The following is a 16,407-nucleotide window of genomic DNA, read 5'->3' as shown; positions in this document are numbered from 1 at the left end:
TTAGGCGGCGCGCGGGCCGCCTTGCAGCAACGCCAAGTAGGCGCGCCGGGTGGGCTCGGCGATGGCTTCGAGCACCTGCTCGTAGGCGGTGCGGTGGCGCGCCAGCAGGCGAAACGAGGCCACGCTGCGCGATTTGCAGAACCAGTGACAGGTGTGCTGAAACAGCATCAGCTCAGCCAGCAGCGTGTGGGCGCGCGCTTTGGCGCTGCGCTGCTCGTGGTTGGCGGTGGCGGCTCGCACGGCCTCAGCGTGTACGCGCAGCACGGCACGCAAATCGAGCGTGGACTGGGGCAGCCAGCGCTCGATCATGGGCAGGCTGACGCGGCACAGGCGGGTTTGCTCGGCCGGCAGCTGGCCGATGTCGGCAGCCAAGTCGCTGAGCTGCTGCGCCAGCTGGCCCTCGGCCTCGCTCAGTGCGGCCCACATCGGGTTGCGGCGCTCGGGCTCGGGCTCGCCGAGGGCGCGTAGGTAACCGTGGTTGAGCTGCTCCATCAGCTTTTCGATCTGGTAGCGGCGCAGGTGGCTGCTGAGCAAGGCGATGCGCTCGCGCTCGCTGCGCGCCTTGAGCATGAAGTAGCCCAAGCCAAACAAAAAAGCGATCAGAAAGGCGTCCATTGGGAGGGTCAGGTGTGGGATGCGCGATCCACTTGGGGTTTGGGTAGGCGCGCGGCAGCGCGCTCGGCGGCGCGCTCGGCCTCGGCTTGCTGGGCGGCGCGCAGCCACTGGGCAAATTGCTGCGGCGTCTCGAGCGTGATGGGCCCTAAGGCGGCGCTGCGAAAATCGCTCAACAGCACCTCGGCGGCTTTTTGGGTGTTCAGGCGCCCGCCGGGCAGCAGGCAGCCCCGGCGCTGGCCGATGGCTTGCAGCAAGGCGTCTTCGGGCATGGCGGCGATCTGCTCGAGCGTTTGCGGCAGCTGGTAACGCGCTTGCAGCAGCGCGGCATAAGGCTGGCGCAGCCGCAGCAGCAGCTCGAGCGCCACGCTTTCTTCGTCGTAGGCGTTGCGCCCCACGGCGCCGCTGGCCGCCAGCAGGTAGCCGCTTTCGGGCACGATGATCTTGGGCCACAGCACGCCCGGCGTGTCGTAGAGGTAAAAATCGTCGGCCAGCAAAATGCGCTGCTCCGCCCGCGTGACCCCGGCTTCGTCGGCGACGCGGGTGGCGCGCTTGCCCACCAGGGTGTTGATGAGGGTGGATTTGCCCACGTTGGGGATGCCGCCGATGAGCACACGCATGGGCTTGGCCAACCCGCCGCGCCTAGGGGCCAGCTCGTGGCAGGCGCCGATCAGGGCCCGCGCCGGCCCGGCCACGCTGGCGTCGAGCGCGATGGCGCGGGTGTGGGGCTGGCTTTGGTAGTGCACCAGCCAGGCCTGCGTTTGGGCCGGGTCGGCCAGATCCTGCTTGTTGAGGATTTTGAGCGTGGGCTTGGGGCCGATCAGGCGCGCCAGCATCGGGTTGGCGCTCGAGCCCGGCAGGCGCGCATCGAGCAGTTCGATCACCACGTCGATGGACTTGAGGCGCTCGGCGATCGCTTTTTGCGTCGCGTACATGTGCCCGGGAAACCATTGCACCGCCATGTTGTGTTCTCTTGGATGCCTGTGCGCTTAGGCGTGTGCGGCCAGCCAGGCGCGCAGTTCGGGCACCGAATGCACCACCTGCAAGGGCCCGAGGGGGTCGAAATGGGCGTGGTCGTGCGCGCCGTAGCTCACGCCCACGCTGGCGCAGCCGGCGTTGCGCGCCATCTGCAAATCGTGCGTGGTGTCGCCGATCATGAGCGTGCGCTCGGGCGCCACGTCAAACGCCTGCATGAGCTCGTGCAGCATCAGGGGGTGCGGCTTGCCTGCGGTTTCGTCGGCGGTGCGCGAGCCGTCGAACACCCCTTGCAGCTGCACCGAATGCAGCGCTTCGTCGAGGCCGCGGCGGCTTTTGCCGGTGGCCACCACCAGCAGGTGCTGGCGCTGGCGCAGTTCGGCCAGCAAGGGCAACACGCCCTCAAACAGGGTCAATTCGTGCTGCTGCGCCAAATAATGCTGCTGGTAGCGCTGGCCCAGCAGGGGATAGCGCTCGGGGGGCACGTCGGGGGCAACGTGGGCCAGCGCCTGCATCAGGCCCATGCCGATCACCCAAGCGGCCTGCTCGTCGCTGGGCACTTGGCCGCCGACGTCGCGCACGGCGGCTTGGATCGCGCGCACGATCTGGGCGGTGGAGTTGAACAGGGTGCCGTCCCAGTCGAAAGCGATCAGGTCGAATTGGCGCGGGCGCATGGGACGGGTGACTACAAAAAAGAGGAAGGGCGCATTCAAGCGCCCCCGTGGGATCTGCTGGGCGGGCCTGACGCTGCACCCAAAGACAAAGCGTCGCGCTTGACAGCGGATTATCGCAGAACCGACGCCACTGACGCCTGCCACTGACGCCTGAACTTACGCCGCTAACGCCTGAACCGACGCCGCTTACGCGGCGGGGCACTCAAATGCGGTAGTTTTCGATGTTTTTGCCTTCGGCCTGCAGGGCCCGCACCCACTCGGGTTTGCGCCCCGGACCGCCAGACCAGGTTTCGCCGTTGGGGCCTTTGAATTTGGCCGGGGCTTTGGCGCGGGCACCGGCTTTGCGCGCTGCGGCACCCAAGTCTTCGAGCGTAATGCCGTGCTCTTTCATGGTGGCCTTGATGCCCAAAATGACATTGGTCAATTCCTGCTTGCGCACCTGCTCGGCTTGCAGCAGCAGGGCTTCGGCCTGGGCTTTGAGTTCGGCGTAAGTGGCCATATCGAGATTCCTTTAACGATGAAGTAGCAGAGAGCCCGATTGTAATCACAAAAAACGCTGGCAATCGGCCCAGTGCAACAAATCAACCGGCAAAGGCGCCTGCAGTTGCACTTCCTGCCCCAACACGGGGTGCGTGAAGCGCAATTGCCAGGCATGCAGAAACATGCGTTTGCCGCCCAGTTTTTGCAAGTCGCGGTTCCAGCCAAAATCGCCGTATTTGTCGTCACCGGCAATCGGATGCCCGGCGTGCGCCAAATGCACCCGAATCTGGTGCGTGCGCCCGGTTTTAATGGTCACGGCCAGCAGCGTGGCCACTTGTGCGGCACCGCTGGCATCCGCCAGCGTGAGCTGCCCCAACACCTGCACCAGACTGATCGCGCGCATGCCTTGCAGATCGTGCGCATCGGTGACGCGCACCCGGCGTTCGCCATCGGGCAGCAAATATTTATGCAAGGGCCAGTCGAGCACTTTGAGCCGGGCTGGCCATGGGCCTTTGACCAGCGCCAGGTAGCTTTTGCCCATGCTGCGCTGGCGCAACTGCTCTTGCAACAGGCGCAGCACGCTGCGTTTTTTGGCCACCAGCAAAATTCCGCTGGTATCGCGGTCTAGGCGGTGCACCAGCTCCAGCAGCGGCGCTTGCGGGCGTGCGCGGCGCAGCTGCTCGATCACGCCAAACGACACCCCGCTGCCCCCGTGCACGGCCACCCCGGCGGGCTTGTCGATGGCCAACAGGGCGTCGTCCTCGTAGAGCACGGGAAACTCGCGCGCTGGCACTGCAGCCATCACCGCTTGATCGGGCGCCGACTGTGCGGACGCGGCCAAGCGCAAGGGCGGGATGCGCAGCACATCGCCGGCGACCACGCGGCTGTCGGCCTGCACCCGGCCCTTGTTGCGCCGCACCTCACCAGAGCGGATGACGCGGTAGATCAGGCTTTTGGGTGCGCCTTTGAGCTCGCGCAACAGGTAGTTGTCGAGCCGCTGGCCGTCGGATTCGGCATCGACCACGAGCTGGCGCACGCCGGCACTGGAATTGTTTATAATGGTTGTCACCAGAGTCGATGGGTTGGTGTTTGAGCAGCCTTGAAATCAAGCTAGGATTTTAAGGGCACGCGCCACCACCCCCGATTCGGTAACAAGTTGCCAGCCCTGCCCTTTCGTGCCGCCCCGCCTTGGCAGCAACGTAGCCGCCCACAGCGGCCGCACGAACCGCAGGTCGAGTCGACGTCGTCGAAGCGAACCCGATACGGAATACCCCAAACGTCCAGCCCACGCGCGCCGCGCCGGGCTGGACGCGGACCAAAGTGAAACCAAAGCCCCTCTGGCAGACGCTGTGACAGCCCCCCACTGGCCCCCTTTGATCACCGCCCTCCACGCGCCCATGCCTTGGCAGGTTTGAGGCTGTGCGGTCGCGCCCACCCAGCCGACCGCACAGCCCACCCTAAGCCCGGGATCTCCGGCAATTCCTCCTCGTTCGCACGTCGCACGTTGGCCGCTGGCCGTGCGCCCCATTTGGGGCATGTTGTGCAAAAGACCGAGGAATTTTTTATGAAACGCATGCTGATCAACGCCACCCAGTCCGAAGAACGGCGGTTGGCCATCGTAGACGGGCAAAAACTGCTCGACTACGAAATCGAAATCGAAGGGCGCGAGCAGCGCAAAGGCAATATCTACAAGGCCGTGGTGACGCGCGTCGAGCCTTCGCTGGAAGCCTGCTTCGTGGATTACGGCGAAGACCGCCAAGGCTTTTTGCCGTTCAAGGAAATCGGGCGCCAATACTTCCAAGGCAATGCCTCGCCCGCCCAGGCGCGCATCCAGGACGTGATCAAAGAAGGCCAGGAACTGCTGGTTCAAATCGAAAAAGAAGAGCGCGGCAACAAAGGCGCGGCCCTCACCACCTTCGTCAGCTTGGCCGGGCGCTACGTGGTGCTGATGCCCAACAACCCGCGCGGCGGTGGCGTGAGCCGGCGCATCGAAGGCGACGAACGGGCCGAACTCAAAGCGGTGCTGGACCAGCTCGACTACCCGGGTGGCATGAGCATCATCGCGCGCACCGCCGGCATAGGGCGCGAAGCGGGTGAATTGCAATGGGACTTGAACTACCTGCTCAAGCTCTGGAACGCCATCGACGGCGCCGCCAAAGCCGGCAAGGGCGCGTTCCTGATTTACCAGGAATCGAGCCTGGTGATCCGCGCCATCCGCGACTATTTCAACAGCCAGATCGGTGAAATCCTGATCGACACCGACGACATCTACGAGCAAGCGCACCAGTTCATGAGCCACGTGATGCCCGAACATGGGCATCGGGTGAAGCGCTACCGCGACGACGCGCCGCTGTTTTCGCGCTTCCAGATCGAGCACCAGATCGAAACCGCTTACAGCCGCACGGTGCAACTGCCCAGCGGCGGCGCGATCGTGATCGACCAGACCGAAGCGCTGGTGGCGGTGGACGTGAACTCGGCGCGCTCCATCAAGGGCGGCGACATCGAGGAAACCGCGTTGCGCACCAACCTCGAGGCCGCCGACGAAGTGGCGCGCCAAGCCCGGCTGCGCGATTTGGGCGGCCTGCTGGTGATCGACTTCATCGACATGGAAGAATCGCGCAACCGGCGCGATGTAGAAAACCGCCTGCGCGATGCGCTGCGCCAAGACCGCGCCCGGGTGCAGTTCAGCGCCATCAGCAAATTTGGCCTGCTCGAAATGAGCCGCCAGCGCCTGCGCCCCACCTTGGCCGAAGGGGCCTCCATCCCCTGCCCGCGCTGCGGCGGCTCGGGCCACATCCGCGACACCGAGAGCTCGGCGCTGCAAATTTTGCGCGTGATCCAAGAAGAATCGCTCAAAGACGGCACCGCCGCCGTGTTCGTGCAGGTGCCGGTTGAAGTGGCAAGCTTTTTGCTCAACGAAAAACGCACCGAGATCACCAAGATCGAGCTGCGCCAGCGCATCAACGTGCTGCTGGTGCCCAACAAATCGCTCGACACCCCACACTACAAGCTCGAACGCCTCAAGCACGACGACCCGCGCCTCGACAAGCTCGACGCCAGCTACCGGCTGGCCGAAGAAATCGACGACGTGGCCACCGTGACCCGGCGCAGCCACGAGCGCGCCAACAAGCAAGAGCCGCTGATCAAGGGCGTGCTGCCCGACGGCCCGGCCCCGCAAGTGGCGGCCAAGGCCAGCCCAGGCGCTGGCGCAACCGGTGCGGCTGCGGTGGTGCCTCAGGCACCCACTGCGACACCAACCACCGCAGCCAGCGCGGGCGCAGCTGCGCACGGCGTGCCGGCCGCCGCCTCGAGCGGCTTCATGGCGTGGTTCAAGCGCTTGCTGGGCTTGGCACCGGCACCCGAGGCTGCGCCTGCAGCAGCACCGGCTGCCAGGCGCGCCGCAACGGCCGGCCCTGCTGCCACCAAGGCCGAGTCGCCACGCGGTCCACGCGGCGGCAGCGGCCGCGGTCGTGGCGGAGAACGCGGTGAACGCAGCGAGCGCGGGGAGCGTGTTGAACGCAGCAACCGCGCCGAAGGCGCTGCCGAAGCCGGTGCACGCACGGGCGAAGGCCGCCGCGGCGAGCGCACCGAGCGCCCCAGCCGCAACGAAGGGCGTACCGAAGGCCGCATCGAGGGCACAACAGAAGGCCGCGCCGAGCGCGGTGGCGCGCGCACCGAAGCCGGTGAGCGGCCCGAGCGCAGCGAAACCCGCCGCCCCAACCGCTCGGAGCGCGGCGAACGCGGCGAGCGGCCCGAGCGCGAGGGACGCCCTGAAAATACCAGCACCGAAGCCCAGCTGCCCAGCGCCACCGGCGAGGCCGACGGCCAAGCCAGCGCCAGCGCACCCGCCGATAACGTGCGGCGCGAGCGCAGCCGGGGCGGACGCGGCGAGGGCCGGCGCAGCGCCGCCGCGGCCGACACCAGCGCAGCCGTGGCGGACCCAACCGACGCCGACACCAGCGCCCAGCCGGCCTTGGCCGATGGCGCTGTAGCCCCAGAAAACGGCTCCAGCCAGCCAGCGGGCGAACGCGAGAACGAAGGCACGGGCGGGCGCCGCCGCAGCCGCGACCGCTTCGGCCGCGACCGGCGCGAACGCGCCAGCACCACCGAAGGCACCGAGGGCAGCGACGGCACCGAGACCAGCGAAGGTGGCACGGGGTACGCCACGCCCCTTGCAACGGCCGCCGCAGCCACCGCCAGCAACGCAGCTGCTGAACCCAGCGAGCAAGAGGATGCCACCCCGGCACGCTCGTACTTCAGCCGAGCCAGCAGCCAGCCCGCGCCCGCCGCGCCCACCTCAAGCCCCACTGCCGCTTCCAACGCAACGGCAAAGGCTGATGCAGCGACCGCTCAGCAGACCGATGCAGCAAGGAGCCAAAGCCAAGTACCGACCCCGACAGCGGCCACCGCACCTGCAGCACCAGCCCCGGCACCAGCTCCGGCTCCTGCCGCAGCCAGCGCGCCCTTCGTGCTGCCACTGCCCGAGCTCGAGGCGCTGGCCGTCCAAGCCGGTCTGCAATGGGTGCAGTCCGACCCGGCCCGCATCGAGCAGGCCCGCGCCGCCAGCGCCGCTCTGGTGCCGACGCCGCAGCTGCCGCGCCAGCCCAAACCGGTGCAACTGCCCGACGACGGCCCGCTGGTGCTGGTCGAAACCCGCCGCGACCTGCGCCAACTGGTGCTGCCACACGAAGGGTGAGGGTTACCCCCACGCTTGGCGCTTTCTGAACTTAATCCGGCTGCAGGACTCAGGCATTTGATGCGATTCAAGGCCTGTGCCATCAGCCGGCGCTATCCTGCAAAGCTATGAACACCGCCACCCTAGAGCCCACCACCAGCCCAGCAACCCCCACGGCGCCCGCACGCGAGTTCCCGCCCGTGCCCGATCTGCAGTGGTCCGAGGCGCTGCAAACGGGCGATGCGCGCATGGACGCCACGCACCAAGAAATGGTGGAGATGCTGGCGCGCCTGCGCGCCCTGCCGCCTGAGCAGCAGCTCGAACCCTACCGCGCACTGCTCGCGCACACCACCGAGCACTTCGCCCAAGAAGACCGCTGGATGCTGGCCAGCGGCTTCACCGCCGACAACTGCCACAGCCTGCAGCACAAAAGCGTGCTCGACACCCTCATCGCCGTCGAAGCGCACTTCCACCAAGGCGACCGCAGCATCATCACCCGCATGGCCGAGGCGCTGGTCGAGTGGCTGCCCCTGCACGCGCAGAGCATGGACGCCGGGCTGGCGCAGCACCTGCAAGCGCTGCAATTCGACACCCAAACCGAAACCCTGCCCGACCCCTCCCGGGTGCGCCCGGCGAGCATGAGCGGTTGCGGCAGCATCAGCTGCAGCTAAGCCCCATGACCGAGCGCAAACCCACCAGCCCCCTGACCGAGGTCCTGATCGCGGTCATCGTGCCGTCGATCATCCTGATGCAGCTCAGCGGCCCCGAAGACCTCGGGCCCGTCAACGCGCTGCTGTTGGCGCTGGCTTTTCCGCTCGGTTGGGGCGCGCGCGACCTGTGGCTGCAAAGCCGCATCAACCCCTTTGCCGTGCTGGGCTTGGTCAGCATCGGGCTCACCGGCGGCATCGGGCTGCTCGAGCTCGACGCCTTCTGGCTGGCCGTGAAAGAGGCCGCCATCCCCGGCCTGATCGGTTTGGTGGTCATCGGCTCCACCTGGACCCGCTACCCGCTCATCCGCACCGTGCTCTACCACCCGCGGCTGATCGATGTCGAGCGCGTGCAGGCGCAGTTGCAGCTGCGCGGTGCCCAAGCCGAATTTGAAGCCCGCCTGCTGCGCGCCACCTGGATGCTGGGCGCCACCTTCTTCTTTTCGGCCACCATGAACTTCATTCTGGCGCGCTGGATCGTGGTCAGCCCGGCCGGCACCACCGCCTTCAACGAAGAGCTCGGGCGCCTCACGCTCCTGAGCTACCCCATGATCGCCATCCCGGCCACGCTGATGATGCTGCTCGTGCTCTACTACATCGGGCGCGCCATCCACCAGCTCACCGGGCTCAAGCTGACCGAGTGCCTGCACACGGCGCAGTAAGCCACCCAAGTAAGCCCTCCAGCGCGACAGCAGCGCCATATTTCACGCCCCAGCAGCCGCTTTTCAATCGCCTAGGGCGGCCTTTGCTGCCCCCGGGCGCTACCATGCGGGATCACTCACAGGAGACCCGCCCATGACCGTCATCACCTGCGTCGAAGACCTGCGCCGCTTGGCCCAAAAGCGCGTGCCACGCATGTTTTACGACTACGCCGACAGCGGCTCGTGGACCGAAAGCACCTACCGCGCCAACGAGGCCGACTTCGTGCCCATCAAGCTGCGCCAGCGCGTGGCGGTCAACATGGAGGGCCGCAGCACCCGCAGCACCCTGATCGGCCAGGAGGTGGCGATGCCGGTCGCGCTCGCCCCCACCGGCCTGACCGGCATGCAGCACGCCGACGGCGAAATCCTCGCCGCCCGCGCCGCGCGCGCCTTCGGCGTGCCGTTCACGCTCTCGACCATGAGCATCTGCTCGATCGAAGACGTGGCCGAGCACGCCGGGCCTGGTTTCTGGTTTCAGCTCTACGTGATGCGCGACCGCGACTTCATCGAGCGCCTGATAGACCGCGCCAAGGCCGCCGGCTGCTCGGCGCTGGTGCTCACGCTGGATTTGCAAATTCTGGGCCAGCGCCACAAAGACCTCAAAAACGGCCTCTCGGCCCCGCCCAAACCCACCGTGGCCAGCGTGCTCGACCTGCTCAGCAAACCGCGCTGGTGTCTGGGCATGGCGGGCACCAAACGGCGCCAATTTGGCAACATCGTCGGCCACGTCAAGGGCGTGAGCGATATGTCGCAGCTCAGCGCCTGGACGGCGCAGCAGTTTGACCCCGGCCTGAGCTGGGCCGACGTCGAGTGGGTGAAGCAGCGCTGGGGCGGCAAACTGATCCTCAAGGGCATACAAGACGAAGCCGATGCCCGGCTGGCGGTGCAATCGGGGGCCGACGCGCTGATCGTGAGCAACCACGGCGGGCGCCAGCTCGACGGCGCCGAGAGCAGCATCCACGCCCTGCCCAAGATCGTAGCGGCCGTGGGCTCGCAGATCGAGGTGCACATGGACGGCGGCATCCGCAGCGGCCAAGACGTGCTCAAAGCGCGCGCATTGGGCGCTCGTGGCACCTACATCGGCCGCGCCTTCCTCTATGGCTTGGGGGCCCAAGGCCAAGCCGGCGTGAGCAAGGTGCTGGAGCTGATCCAGAAAGAGCTGGAGATCAGCATGGCCTTTACGGGCCACACCGACATCGACACCGTGGACCGCTCCATCCTGCTGCCCGGCACCTACCCGGTGGCTTGAGCCGGTTTAGGCGATCGCGGCTTCGTCGGTGCGGGTGCCGCCGCGGTTGTCGGTCCAGCGCACCGCCACCCGGTCGCCCTTGGCGGCGCCCCGGAAGCGAAACGTAAGCAAGGGGTTTTGCGCCACCGCCGTGCCCCACTGCGCGCTGAGCACGGCGCGCCCATTGTGGGTGGCCTCTACGAGGGTGATGTAGTGCGAGGGGATCGGGGCCCCGTCAGCGGTACGGCGCACGCCGGTTTCCATCGGGTGTTCCATGAGCACGCGCACGGTGGTCAGGCCGGCTTCTTCGGTGGCACGGATGCGCATCGGTCGGGTGGACATGGCTGCTGGCTCCTATGACTGCAAGGTTGTGGCGCGGGGTGGGTGGGTGGGGTGTGGGCTTTATGCGGACTTTGCGCGGGCTTTGCGATCAGGCGCCGCAGCCGCCCAAGGTCACCCGCGTGCTCTTGGTGGCCGAAAACAGCTGCCCATTGGAGCGCACCACGGCCACGATGTTGCTGCTTTGGCCCATGCGGATGCGGATCTGCACCTCGGGCTCGGTGCCCGGCGCAAGGGTGAACGCAGCCAGCAGCGGAAACGGGTTGTCCTCCACCAAAATGAACAATTCGGTGACGCCGGGCAAGATGCTGGAAACACCCACCGGCACCAAAGCGCCGTTTTCGGCGATATCGGGCGAGGTGACGCGGATTTGGTTGCTCGGGGCTGGCACGCCGCCCACGGCCCGCAGGGCGTCTTGCAGGGTGCGCGCCTCAAAGCCCGGCCGACCCGCGGCGTGGGCTTGCTGGGCGGTGACAATGCCCAGCGCGACCAAAGACGCCAAGGCGCCACCGGTCTTGATTGCAGTGCGACGATTCGCTTTCACGGCTTCATCTTTCTGAATAAAGAACCTAGATTTTATATTCGATTCAAAATATCCGACTGAGTTCAGTGGATTGCCATCGCTACGCCACAGGGTTCTGGCGGCTTGAGCGCAAGACAGCGGTAGTGCAGCTGGGCAACGGTAGCGCAGGCTCTACGCTGGGCCCAGCGGCAGCAAGCGCCCACCCTGCATCTGCAACACCCGGTCGCAGCGCCGCGCCAGCTCCGGGTCGTGGGTCACGACCACAAAGGCCGTGCCCTGCTGGCGCGCCAGATCGAGCATGAGCTCGAACACCGTACCGGCGCTGGTGCGGTCTAGGTTGCCGGTGGGTTCGTCGGCCAGCACGCACGCCGGCTTGGTCACCAACGCGCGCGCCAAGGCCACGCGCTGGCGCTCGCCGCCCGAGAGCTCGGCTGGGCGGTGCTGGGTGCGCTCGGCCAGCCCCACGCGCGCCAGCCAGTGCGCGGCCTGCTCGGCCGCTTGCGCACGCGGCTCGCGCCGAATCCACAGCGGCATGGCGACGTTGTCGAGCGCCGAAAACTCGGGCAGCAAGTGGTGGAATTGATAGACAAACCCCAGATGGCGGTTGCGCAACTGCCCTTGCTGCGCCGGCCCCAACTGGTGCAGCGCCTGGCCGCAGAGCTGCACCGCGCCGCTGCTGGGCGCATCGAGCCCGCCGAGCAGGTGCAGCAGCGTGCTCTTGCCGCAGCCCGAGGCGCCGACGATAGCCAGCGTCTGGCCGGCGCAGACTTGCAGATCGACGCCTTGCAGCACGGTGAGGTCGATCGGCCCTTCGCGAAAGCGCTTGACCAGCCCCTGCGCGGCCAGCACCACGGGCGTTTGGGCTTGCTCACTCATAGCGCAGCGCCTCGGCGGGGTTGACGCGGCTGGCGCGCCAGCTCGGGTAAATGGTGGCCAAAAAAGCCAGCAGCAGCGCGATCAGCACGATCGGCACGATGTCGGCGCTGCGCGGGTCGCTGGGCAAGGTGGTGATGAGGTAAATCTCGGGTGGCAGCAGGGTAAAGCCGAGCAGGCGCTCGAGCCCCGCCATCAGGGTATCGACGTTGAACGCCACCCCCAGCCCGAGCAGCAGCCCGAGCGCGGTGCCGATCAGGCCGGCCAGCGCCCCTTGCACCATGAAGGTGGCCATGATGCTGCCCGGGCTCGCCCCCAGGGTGCGCAAAATGGCGATGTCGGCGCGCTTGTCGGTCACGGTCATCACCAATGTCGAGACGAGGTTGAACGCCGCCACCGCGACGATCAGCGTCAGGATGATGAACATCATGCGTTTTTCCAGTTGCACGGCGGCAAACCAGGTGCGGTTGACGCGCGTCCAGTCGCGGATAAACAGGTCGCCGCTGAGCGTGGCCGCCAGTTGCAGGGCCACTTCGGGGGCTTGGTGCAGATCGCGGATTTTGAGCCGCACCCCGGTGGGGCCTTCGAGGCGAAACAGCCGCGCCGCGTCTTGGTAGTGCAGATACGCCAGGGTGGAGTCGAACTCGTGGTGACCCGAATCGAACAGGCCCGACACCGTGAGCTGGCGCATGCGCGGCATCACCCCCGCCGGCGTGAGCTGGCCGCTGGGCACGATCAGCGTCACCGCATCGCCCAGCCCCACGCCCAGGTTGCGCGCCAGCGCCGCCCCCAGGACCACGCCAAAGGCACCCGGCTGCAGCTGCGCCAGCGCCTGCTGCTCGGCCGCCAGTTCGGTCACCTCGGGCTCGAGCAGCGGGTCGATGCCCCGAATCTGCGCGCCCCGCATGGTGTCGCCCCAAGCCAGCAGGCCCTGCGCGGCGATGAAGGGCGCGGCGCCGATGACCTCGGGGTGCGCGCGCACCTCGCTCAAAGTGAGATCCAGGTGCGGGATGGCTTGCTCACCGGGCGCGAACACCTCGACGTGCGCCAGCACGCCCAGCATGCGGTCGCGCACCTCGGTCTGAAAGCCGTTCATGACGCTGAGCACGATGATCAAGGCCGCCACGCCCAGCGCAATGCCCAACATCGACACGCCGCTGATGAAGGAGATGAAACCGTTGCGCCGGCTGGAGCGGCCAGCGCGGGTGTAACGCCAGCCGAGCCGGAGTTCGTAGGGAAGCTGCATGAAGTCGAGAGCGGGTCCGGGCCGGCCGCCCTAGGCGGGAACGAAGCGGGAGAGGATGAAAGCAGGCTATGTTAGCGCAAAGGGCTGCCGCATGAGCAGGGCATGGCCGCTTTAACTGTCAGGGGCGATCGGATAGCTCGCCCGCTCAGCCGCTCAACGCGCCGCCTGCGGCGTGTAGCGCCACACCGAGGCCGGCGGAAAGTTGGCCGGCGTCCAGGCTTCGCGCTTGCCCTGCAGGCCCAGCTTGTGCGCCGACAGCGGCGAGGTGACGCAGTACGAGTAATGCAGAAAGCCGCGGCCGGGGGCCACGGCCTCGATGGCGTCGATCAGCCCCTGCTGGCGCTCGAGTGGCAGCAACACCATGGGGATGCCGCAGACCACGCTGCCGATGCGCCCCAGCGCTTGCAGGCCGAGCAACTGCGGCAGGCTCCAGGCGTCGCCGCAGATCACCGTGACCCCGGGGTAGGTTCGGCGCAGCACCTCGGCCATTTCGGGCACGATTTCCACCACAATCAAGCGCTCGGGGCCGACGCCGCCACGGATCATGGCCGCCGTGAGGGCCCCGGTGCCGGCGCCCAGCTCGAGCACCATGCCGTCGGGGCCGCGGTGCACCGCTGCGGCCACCAAGCTGCCAAGCGCGTCCGACGAGGGCACAATGGAGCCCATTTGTAGCGGGTTGGCCAGCCAGCGCTTGAAGAACACCCACGCCCGACCGGCCGCCGTGCTGGCATGGCTGCTGTGGGGCAGCGCTGTGCTCGGGCCAGAGGCGGCGGTATGATCGGCGCTGGTGGCGCGGGCACGTATGGGTTGCATGGGGTTTGGGCCTTGATGTAAAACAGCAATCAACGATCAGCCAGCGGCTGAAGCTTTATCGATGCTAGCGCTGCTGTGTGAAAGACATTTGACGCTTGCATGGCAAAACCGTGGCATGGCGCCCTCCCCTCCTCTATTTGGCCCCAAGCTTGAAAATCACCCTGCGCGACGCCCCGCCTCGAGCCATCTGGGCGCTCGAACAAGCCGGCATCCACCCCTTGCTGGCGCGCCTATACGCTGGCCGCGGCGTGCGCTCCCCCGACGAACTCGACGACCAGTTGGCCCTGCTGCCGCCACCCGAGCAGATGCGCGGCTGCACCGACGCCGCGCGACTGCTGGCCCATGCCTTGCAAACGGGCGAGCGCATCTGCATCGTGGCCGATTACGACTGCGACGGCGCCAGCGCTTGCGCGCTGGCCCTGCGCGGCTTGCGCCTGCTGGGCCAACCGCTGGGCTGGAGCCGCGCCGACTACTTGGTGCCCGACCGCGTGCAAGACGGCTATGGCCTGACGCCCGCCATCGCCACGCGCGTGCACGCCAGTGGGGCCGACGTGCTGGTGACGGTGGACAACGGCATCGCCAGCGTCGAAGGCGTGGCGCACGCGCGCGCCCTGGGCCTGCAAGTGCTGATCACCGACCACCACCTGCCCGCCGTGATCGGCGGCAGCGTGGCGCTGCCCAAAGACTGCGTCATCGTCAACCCCAACCAGCCCGACTGCGGCTTCGAGAGCAAGGCGCTGGCCGGGGTGGGGGTGATGTTTTATGTGCTGCTGGCGCTGCGCGCCGAGCTGCGTGCGCGCGGTTTGTTTGGCGCCAGCAACCAGCCGCGCCTCGACCCGCTGCTGCCGCTGGTGGCGCTGGGCACGGTGGCCGACGTGGTGCGGCTCGACGCCCTCAACCGGCGCCTGGTGGCGCAGGGCCTCAAGCGCATCCGCAACGGGCAGATGCCCGCCGGTCTGGCGGCGCTGTTTGAGGTCGCCGGCCGGCGCAGCGCCTTGGCCAGCAGCTTCGACCTTGGCTTCGCCCTCGGGCCGCGCATCAACGCCGCCGGCCGCTTGAGCGACATGCGGCTGGGCATCGAATGCCTGAGCTGCGACGACCCGGCGCGCGCAGCCGAGCTGGCGCAAACGCTCGACGCCATCAACCGCCAGCGCAAAAGCCTAGAGGGCGAGATGCGCGAGCAGGCGCTGCAACTGGCCGAAGAACGCTGCACCACCCACACCGCCACCCCGCCGGCTTTGTGCCTGTACGACAGCGCCTTTCACGAAGGCGTGATCGGCATCGTGGCGGCGCGGCTCAAAGACAAGCTGCACCGCCCCACCTTCGTGTTTGCGCCCAGCCAGGCCGCCGACCAGTCGGGCACGCTCAAGGGTTCGGGGCGCTCGATCGTGGGTTTTCACTTGCGCGACGCACTCGATTTGATCGCCAAGCGCCACCCCGGCGTGCTGCTGCGCTTTGGTGGCCACGCTGCCGCGGCCGGCTGCACCATTGCCGCCGATCAGCTGCCCACCTTTGCCGCCGCCTTCGAGCAGATCGGCAGCGAATGGCTCGACGCCGCCACCCTGCAGCAGCGCCTCGAGACCGACGGCGCGCTCGAGCCCCAGTACCGCCGCCTGGACTTGTGCGACTCGCTGCAGCAGCAGGTTTGGGGCCAGGGCTTTGCCCCGCCGCTGTTTTGCGAAGAGCTCGAGGTGCTGTCGCAACGCCTGCTGGGGCAAAAACACCTCGCGCTCAAGCTGCGCCACGGCGGCGAGCCGGTCGATGGCATCTGGTTTGGCCGCACCGAAACGCTGCCTGCGCGCGCCCGGCTGGCCTACCGGCTAGACGCCGACGAGTGGCAGGGGCGCCGCCGTCTGCGTTTTTTGATCGAAGCCGCCGAGACGTAATGGGGGCCCGGCGTGGAGCAGCCCGCCCCCAAAGGTTCAGAGCAGCGGCACCCCGGTTTTGCTCTGGATTTCGTCGCGGGTCACGCCCTCGGCCAGCTCCACCAGCTTGAGGCCTTCAGGGGTCACGTCCATCACCCCCAGGTCGGTGATGATGCGGTTCACCACCCCCTTGCCGGTGAGCGGCAGGGTGCATTGCGGGATGATTTTCAGGTCGGTGCTGCCGTCTTTTTTGCGCGCCACGTGCTCCATCAGCACCACCACGCGCGGCACGCCGGCCACCAAGTCCATGGCGCCGCCCATGCCCTTGACCATCTTGCCCGGAATCATCCAGTTGGCCAAATCGCCGCTGCCGGTGACTTGCATCGCGCCCAAGATCGAGAGGTTGATCTTGCCGCCGCGAATCATGGCAAAGCTGTCGTGGCTGCCAAAGATCGACGAGCCCTTGATGGTGGTCACGGTCTGTTTGCCGGCGTTGATCAGGTCGGCATCCACTTCGTCCTCGTAGGGGAAGGGGCCGATGCCGAGCATGCCGTTTTCGCTCTGCAGCCAGACCTCGATGTGGTCGGGCACGTGGTTGGCCACCAGCGTCGGGATGCCGATGCCTAGGTTGACGTAAAAGCCGTCGTGCAATTCTTGCGCCGCGCGGGCGGCCATCTGGTCTTGGGTCCAAGGCAT

General features: G+C 67.3%; 16 protein-coding genes. 5 read left to right on the top strand and 11 right to left on the bottom strand.

What is annotated here, in order from left to right; genetic code table 11:
• The 5 genes from SMCB_RS02555 to SMCB_RS02535 all read right to left on the bottom strand — a co-directional run bounded on the left by SMCB_RS02555 (position 1) and on the right by SMCB_RS02535 (position 3,810).
• Positions 1 to 615: a hypothetical protein gene (locus SMCB_RS02555; RefSeq protein ID WP_045534834.1), complete on the bottom strand. Its 615-nt coding sequence runs from the start codon at positions 613 to 615 to the stop codon at positions 1 to 3.
• Between the two features lie 8 nt (positions 616 to 623).
• A complete protein-coding gene (gene ylqF / locus SMCB_RS02550; protein WP_045534832.1) occupies positions 624 to 1,574 on the bottom strand; it encodes a ribosome biogenesis GTPase YlqF in 951 nt (316 codons plus the stop codon).
• A gap of 27 nt (positions 1,575 to 1,601) precedes the next feature.
• Positions 1,602 to 2,261 carry an HAD family hydrolase gene (locus SMCB_RS02545; protein ID WP_045534830.1) on the bottom strand — a complete coding sequence of 220 codons (660 nt, stop codon included), beginning with the start codon at positions 2,259 to 2,261 and terminating at the stop codon, positions 1,602 to 1,604.
• Positions 2,262 to 2,463: 202 nt separating this feature from the next.
• Positions 2,464 to 2,760 (bottom strand): H-NS histone family protein, encoded by a 297-nt coding sequence (locus SMCB_RS02540; RefSeq protein WP_045534828.1) that lies wholly within the window; start codon positions 2,758 to 2,760, stop codon positions 2,464 to 2,466.
• A 45-nt stretch (positions 2,761 to 2,805) separates the two neighbouring features.
• Positions 2,806 to 3,810 carry an RluA family pseudouridine synthase gene (locus tag SMCB_RS02535; protein ID WP_231851228.1) on the bottom strand — a complete coding sequence of 335 codons (1,005 nt, stop codon included), beginning with the start codon at positions 3,808 to 3,810 and terminating at the stop codon, positions 2,806 to 2,808.
• A gap of 495 nt (positions 3,811 to 4,305) precedes the next feature.
• On the opposite strand from SMCB_RS02535, the gene SMCB_RS02530 reads away from it, so the two are divergent.
• The 4 genes from SMCB_RS02530 to SMCB_RS02515 all read left to right on the top strand — a co-directional run bounded on the left by SMCB_RS02530 (position 4,306) and on the right by SMCB_RS02515 (position 10,073).
• A complete protein-coding gene (locus tag SMCB_RS02530; protein ID WP_045534825.1) occupies positions 4,306 to 7,437 on the top strand; it encodes an Rne/Rng family ribonuclease in 3,132 nt (1,043 codons plus the stop codon).
• A 107-nt stretch (positions 7,438 to 7,544) separates the two neighbouring features.
• The gene (locus SMCB_RS02525) at positions 7,545 to 8,087 is read left to right on the top strand and encodes a bacteriohemerythrin (RefSeq protein ID WP_082027184.1); all 543 of its coding nucleotides are present in this window, start codon (positions 7,545 to 7,547) and stop codon (positions 8,085 to 8,087) included.
• A gap of 5 nt (positions 8,088 to 8,092) precedes the next feature.
• A complete protein-coding gene (locus SMCB_RS02520; protein ID WP_045534823.1) occupies positions 8,093 to 8,785 on the top strand; it encodes a VC0807 family protein in 693 nt (230 codons plus the stop codon).
• A 133-nt stretch (positions 8,786 to 8,918) separates the two neighbouring features.
• Positions 8,919 to 10,073 carry an alpha-hydroxy acid oxidase gene (locus SMCB_RS02515; protein ID WP_045534821.1) on the top strand — a complete coding sequence of 385 codons (1,155 nt, stop codon included), beginning with the start codon at positions 8,919 to 8,921 and terminating at the stop codon, positions 10,071 to 10,073.
• Between the two features lie 6 nt (positions 10,074 to 10,079).
• Here SMCB_RS02515 and soxZ read toward each other — a convergent pair whose 3' ends face one another.
• From soxZ to SMCB_RS02490, 5 genes are all read right to left on the bottom strand, one after another.
• On the bottom strand, positions 10,080 to 10,394 hold the full coding sequence (gene soxZ, locus SMCB_RS02510) for a thiosulfate oxidation carrier complex protein SoxZ (protein WP_082027183.1): 315 nt from the start codon (positions 10,392 to 10,394) through the stop codon (positions 10,080 to 10,082).
• 88 nt (positions 10,395 to 10,482) lie between these two features.
• Positions 10,483 to 10,935 carry a thiosulfate oxidation carrier protein SoxY gene (gene soxY / locus SMCB_RS02505; RefSeq protein WP_045534818.1) on the bottom strand — a complete coding sequence of 151 codons (453 nt, stop codon included), beginning with the start codon at positions 10,933 to 10,935 and terminating at the stop codon, positions 10,483 to 10,485.
• Positions 10,936 to 11,085: 150 nt separating this feature from the next.
• Entirely contained in the window at positions 11,086 to 11,790 is a 705-nt protein-coding gene (gene lolD, locus SMCB_RS02500) for a lipoprotein-releasing ABC transporter ATP-binding protein LolD (protein WP_045534816.1), read from the bottom strand.
• Entirely contained in the window at positions 11,783 to 13,033 is a 1,251-nt protein-coding gene (locus SMCB_RS02495; protein ID WP_045534814.1) for a lipoprotein-releasing ABC transporter permease subunit, read from the bottom strand. The genes lolD and SMCB_RS02495 overlap by 8 nt, the downstream gene beginning before the upstream one ends.
• Positions 13,034 to 13,186: 153 nt before the next feature.
• Positions 13,187 to 13,846, bottom strand: coding sequence for a class I SAM-dependent methyltransferase (locus tag SMCB_RS02490; RefSeq protein ID WP_144400238.1), 660 nt, complete (start codon positions 13,844 to 13,846; stop codon positions 13,187 to 13,189).
• 149 nt (positions 13,847 to 13,995) lie between these two features.
• Between SMCB_RS02490 and recJ the strand changes: the two genes are divergently transcribed.
• Positions 13,996 to 15,732 (top strand): single-stranded-DNA-specific exonuclease RecJ, encoded by a 1,737-nt coding sequence (recJ, locus tag SMCB_RS02485; protein ID WP_045534812.1) that lies wholly within the window; start codon positions 13,996 to 13,998, stop codon positions 15,730 to 15,732.
• 36 nt (positions 15,733 to 15,768) lie between these two features.
• Here the strand turns inward: recJ and SMCB_RS02480 are convergent, their stop codons facing one another.
• Positions 15,769 to 16,407: a 3-oxoacid CoA-transferase subunit B gene (locus tag SMCB_RS02480; RefSeq protein ID WP_045534811.1), complete on the bottom strand. Its 639-nt coding sequence runs from the start codon at positions 16,405 to 16,407 to the stop codon at positions 15,769 to 15,771.

Source organism: Serpentinimonas maccroryi (genome assembly GCF_000828915.1).
GTDB classification, from domain to species: Bacteria; Pseudomonadota; Gammaproteobacteria; order Burkholderiales; family Burkholderiaceae_C; genus Serpentinimonas; species Serpentinimonas maccroryi.
Note: the sequence above shows the minus strand (reverse complement) of the source record. Positions and strands in the feature narration are given on the sequence as shown.

Coding starts and splice junctions, on each gene's coding strand:
- SMCB_RS02520 (WP_045534823.1), top strand. CDS start 8,093: ATGACCGAGCGCAAACCCACCAGCCCCCTGACCGAGGTCCTGATCGCG.
- SMCB_RS02495 (WP_045534814.1), bottom strand. CDS start 13,033: ATGCAGCTTCCCTACGAACTCCGGCTCGGCTGGCGTTACACCCGCGCT.
- ylqF (WP_045534832.1), bottom strand. CDS start 1,574: ATGGCGGTGCAATGGTTTCCCGGGCACATGTACGCGACGCAAAAAGCG.
- SMCB_RS02515 (WP_045534821.1), top strand. CDS start 8,919: ATGACCGTCATCACCTGCGTCGAAGACCTGCGCCGCTTGGCCCAAAAG.
- SMCB_RS02540 (WP_045534828.1), bottom strand. CDS start 2,760: ATGGCCACTTACGCCGAACTCAAAGCCCAGGCCGAAGCCCTGCTGCTG.
- SMCB_RS02490 (WP_144400238.1), bottom strand. CDS start 13,846: ATGCAACCCATACGTGCCCGCGCCACCAGCGCCGATCATACCGCCGCC.
- SMCB_RS02555 (WP_045534834.1), bottom strand. CDS start 615: ATGGACGCCTTTCTGATCGCTTTTTTGTTTGGCTTGGGCTACTTCATG.
- SMCB_RS02530 (WP_045534825.1), top strand. CDS start 4,306: ATGAAACGCATGCTGATCAACGCCACCCAGTCCGAAGAACGGCGGTTG.
- SMCB_RS02525 (WP_082027184.1), top strand. CDS start 7,545: ATGAACACCGCCACCCTAGAGCCCACCACCAGCCCAGCAACCCCCACG.
- SMCB_RS02545 (WP_045534830.1), bottom strand. CDS start 2,261: ATGCGCCCGCGCCAATTCGACCTGATCGCTTTCGACTGGGACGGCACC.
- soxZ (WP_082027183.1), bottom strand. CDS start 10,394: ATGTCCACCCGACCGATGCGCATCCGTGCCACCGAAGAAGCCGGCCTG.
- lolD (WP_045534816.1), bottom strand. CDS start 11,790: ATGAGTGAGCAAGCCCAAACGCCCGTGGTGCTGGCCGCGCAGGGGCTG.
- SMCB_RS02480 (WP_045534811.1), bottom strand. CDS start 16,407: ATGCCTTGGACCCAAGACCAGATGGCCGCCCGCGCGGCGCAAGAATTG.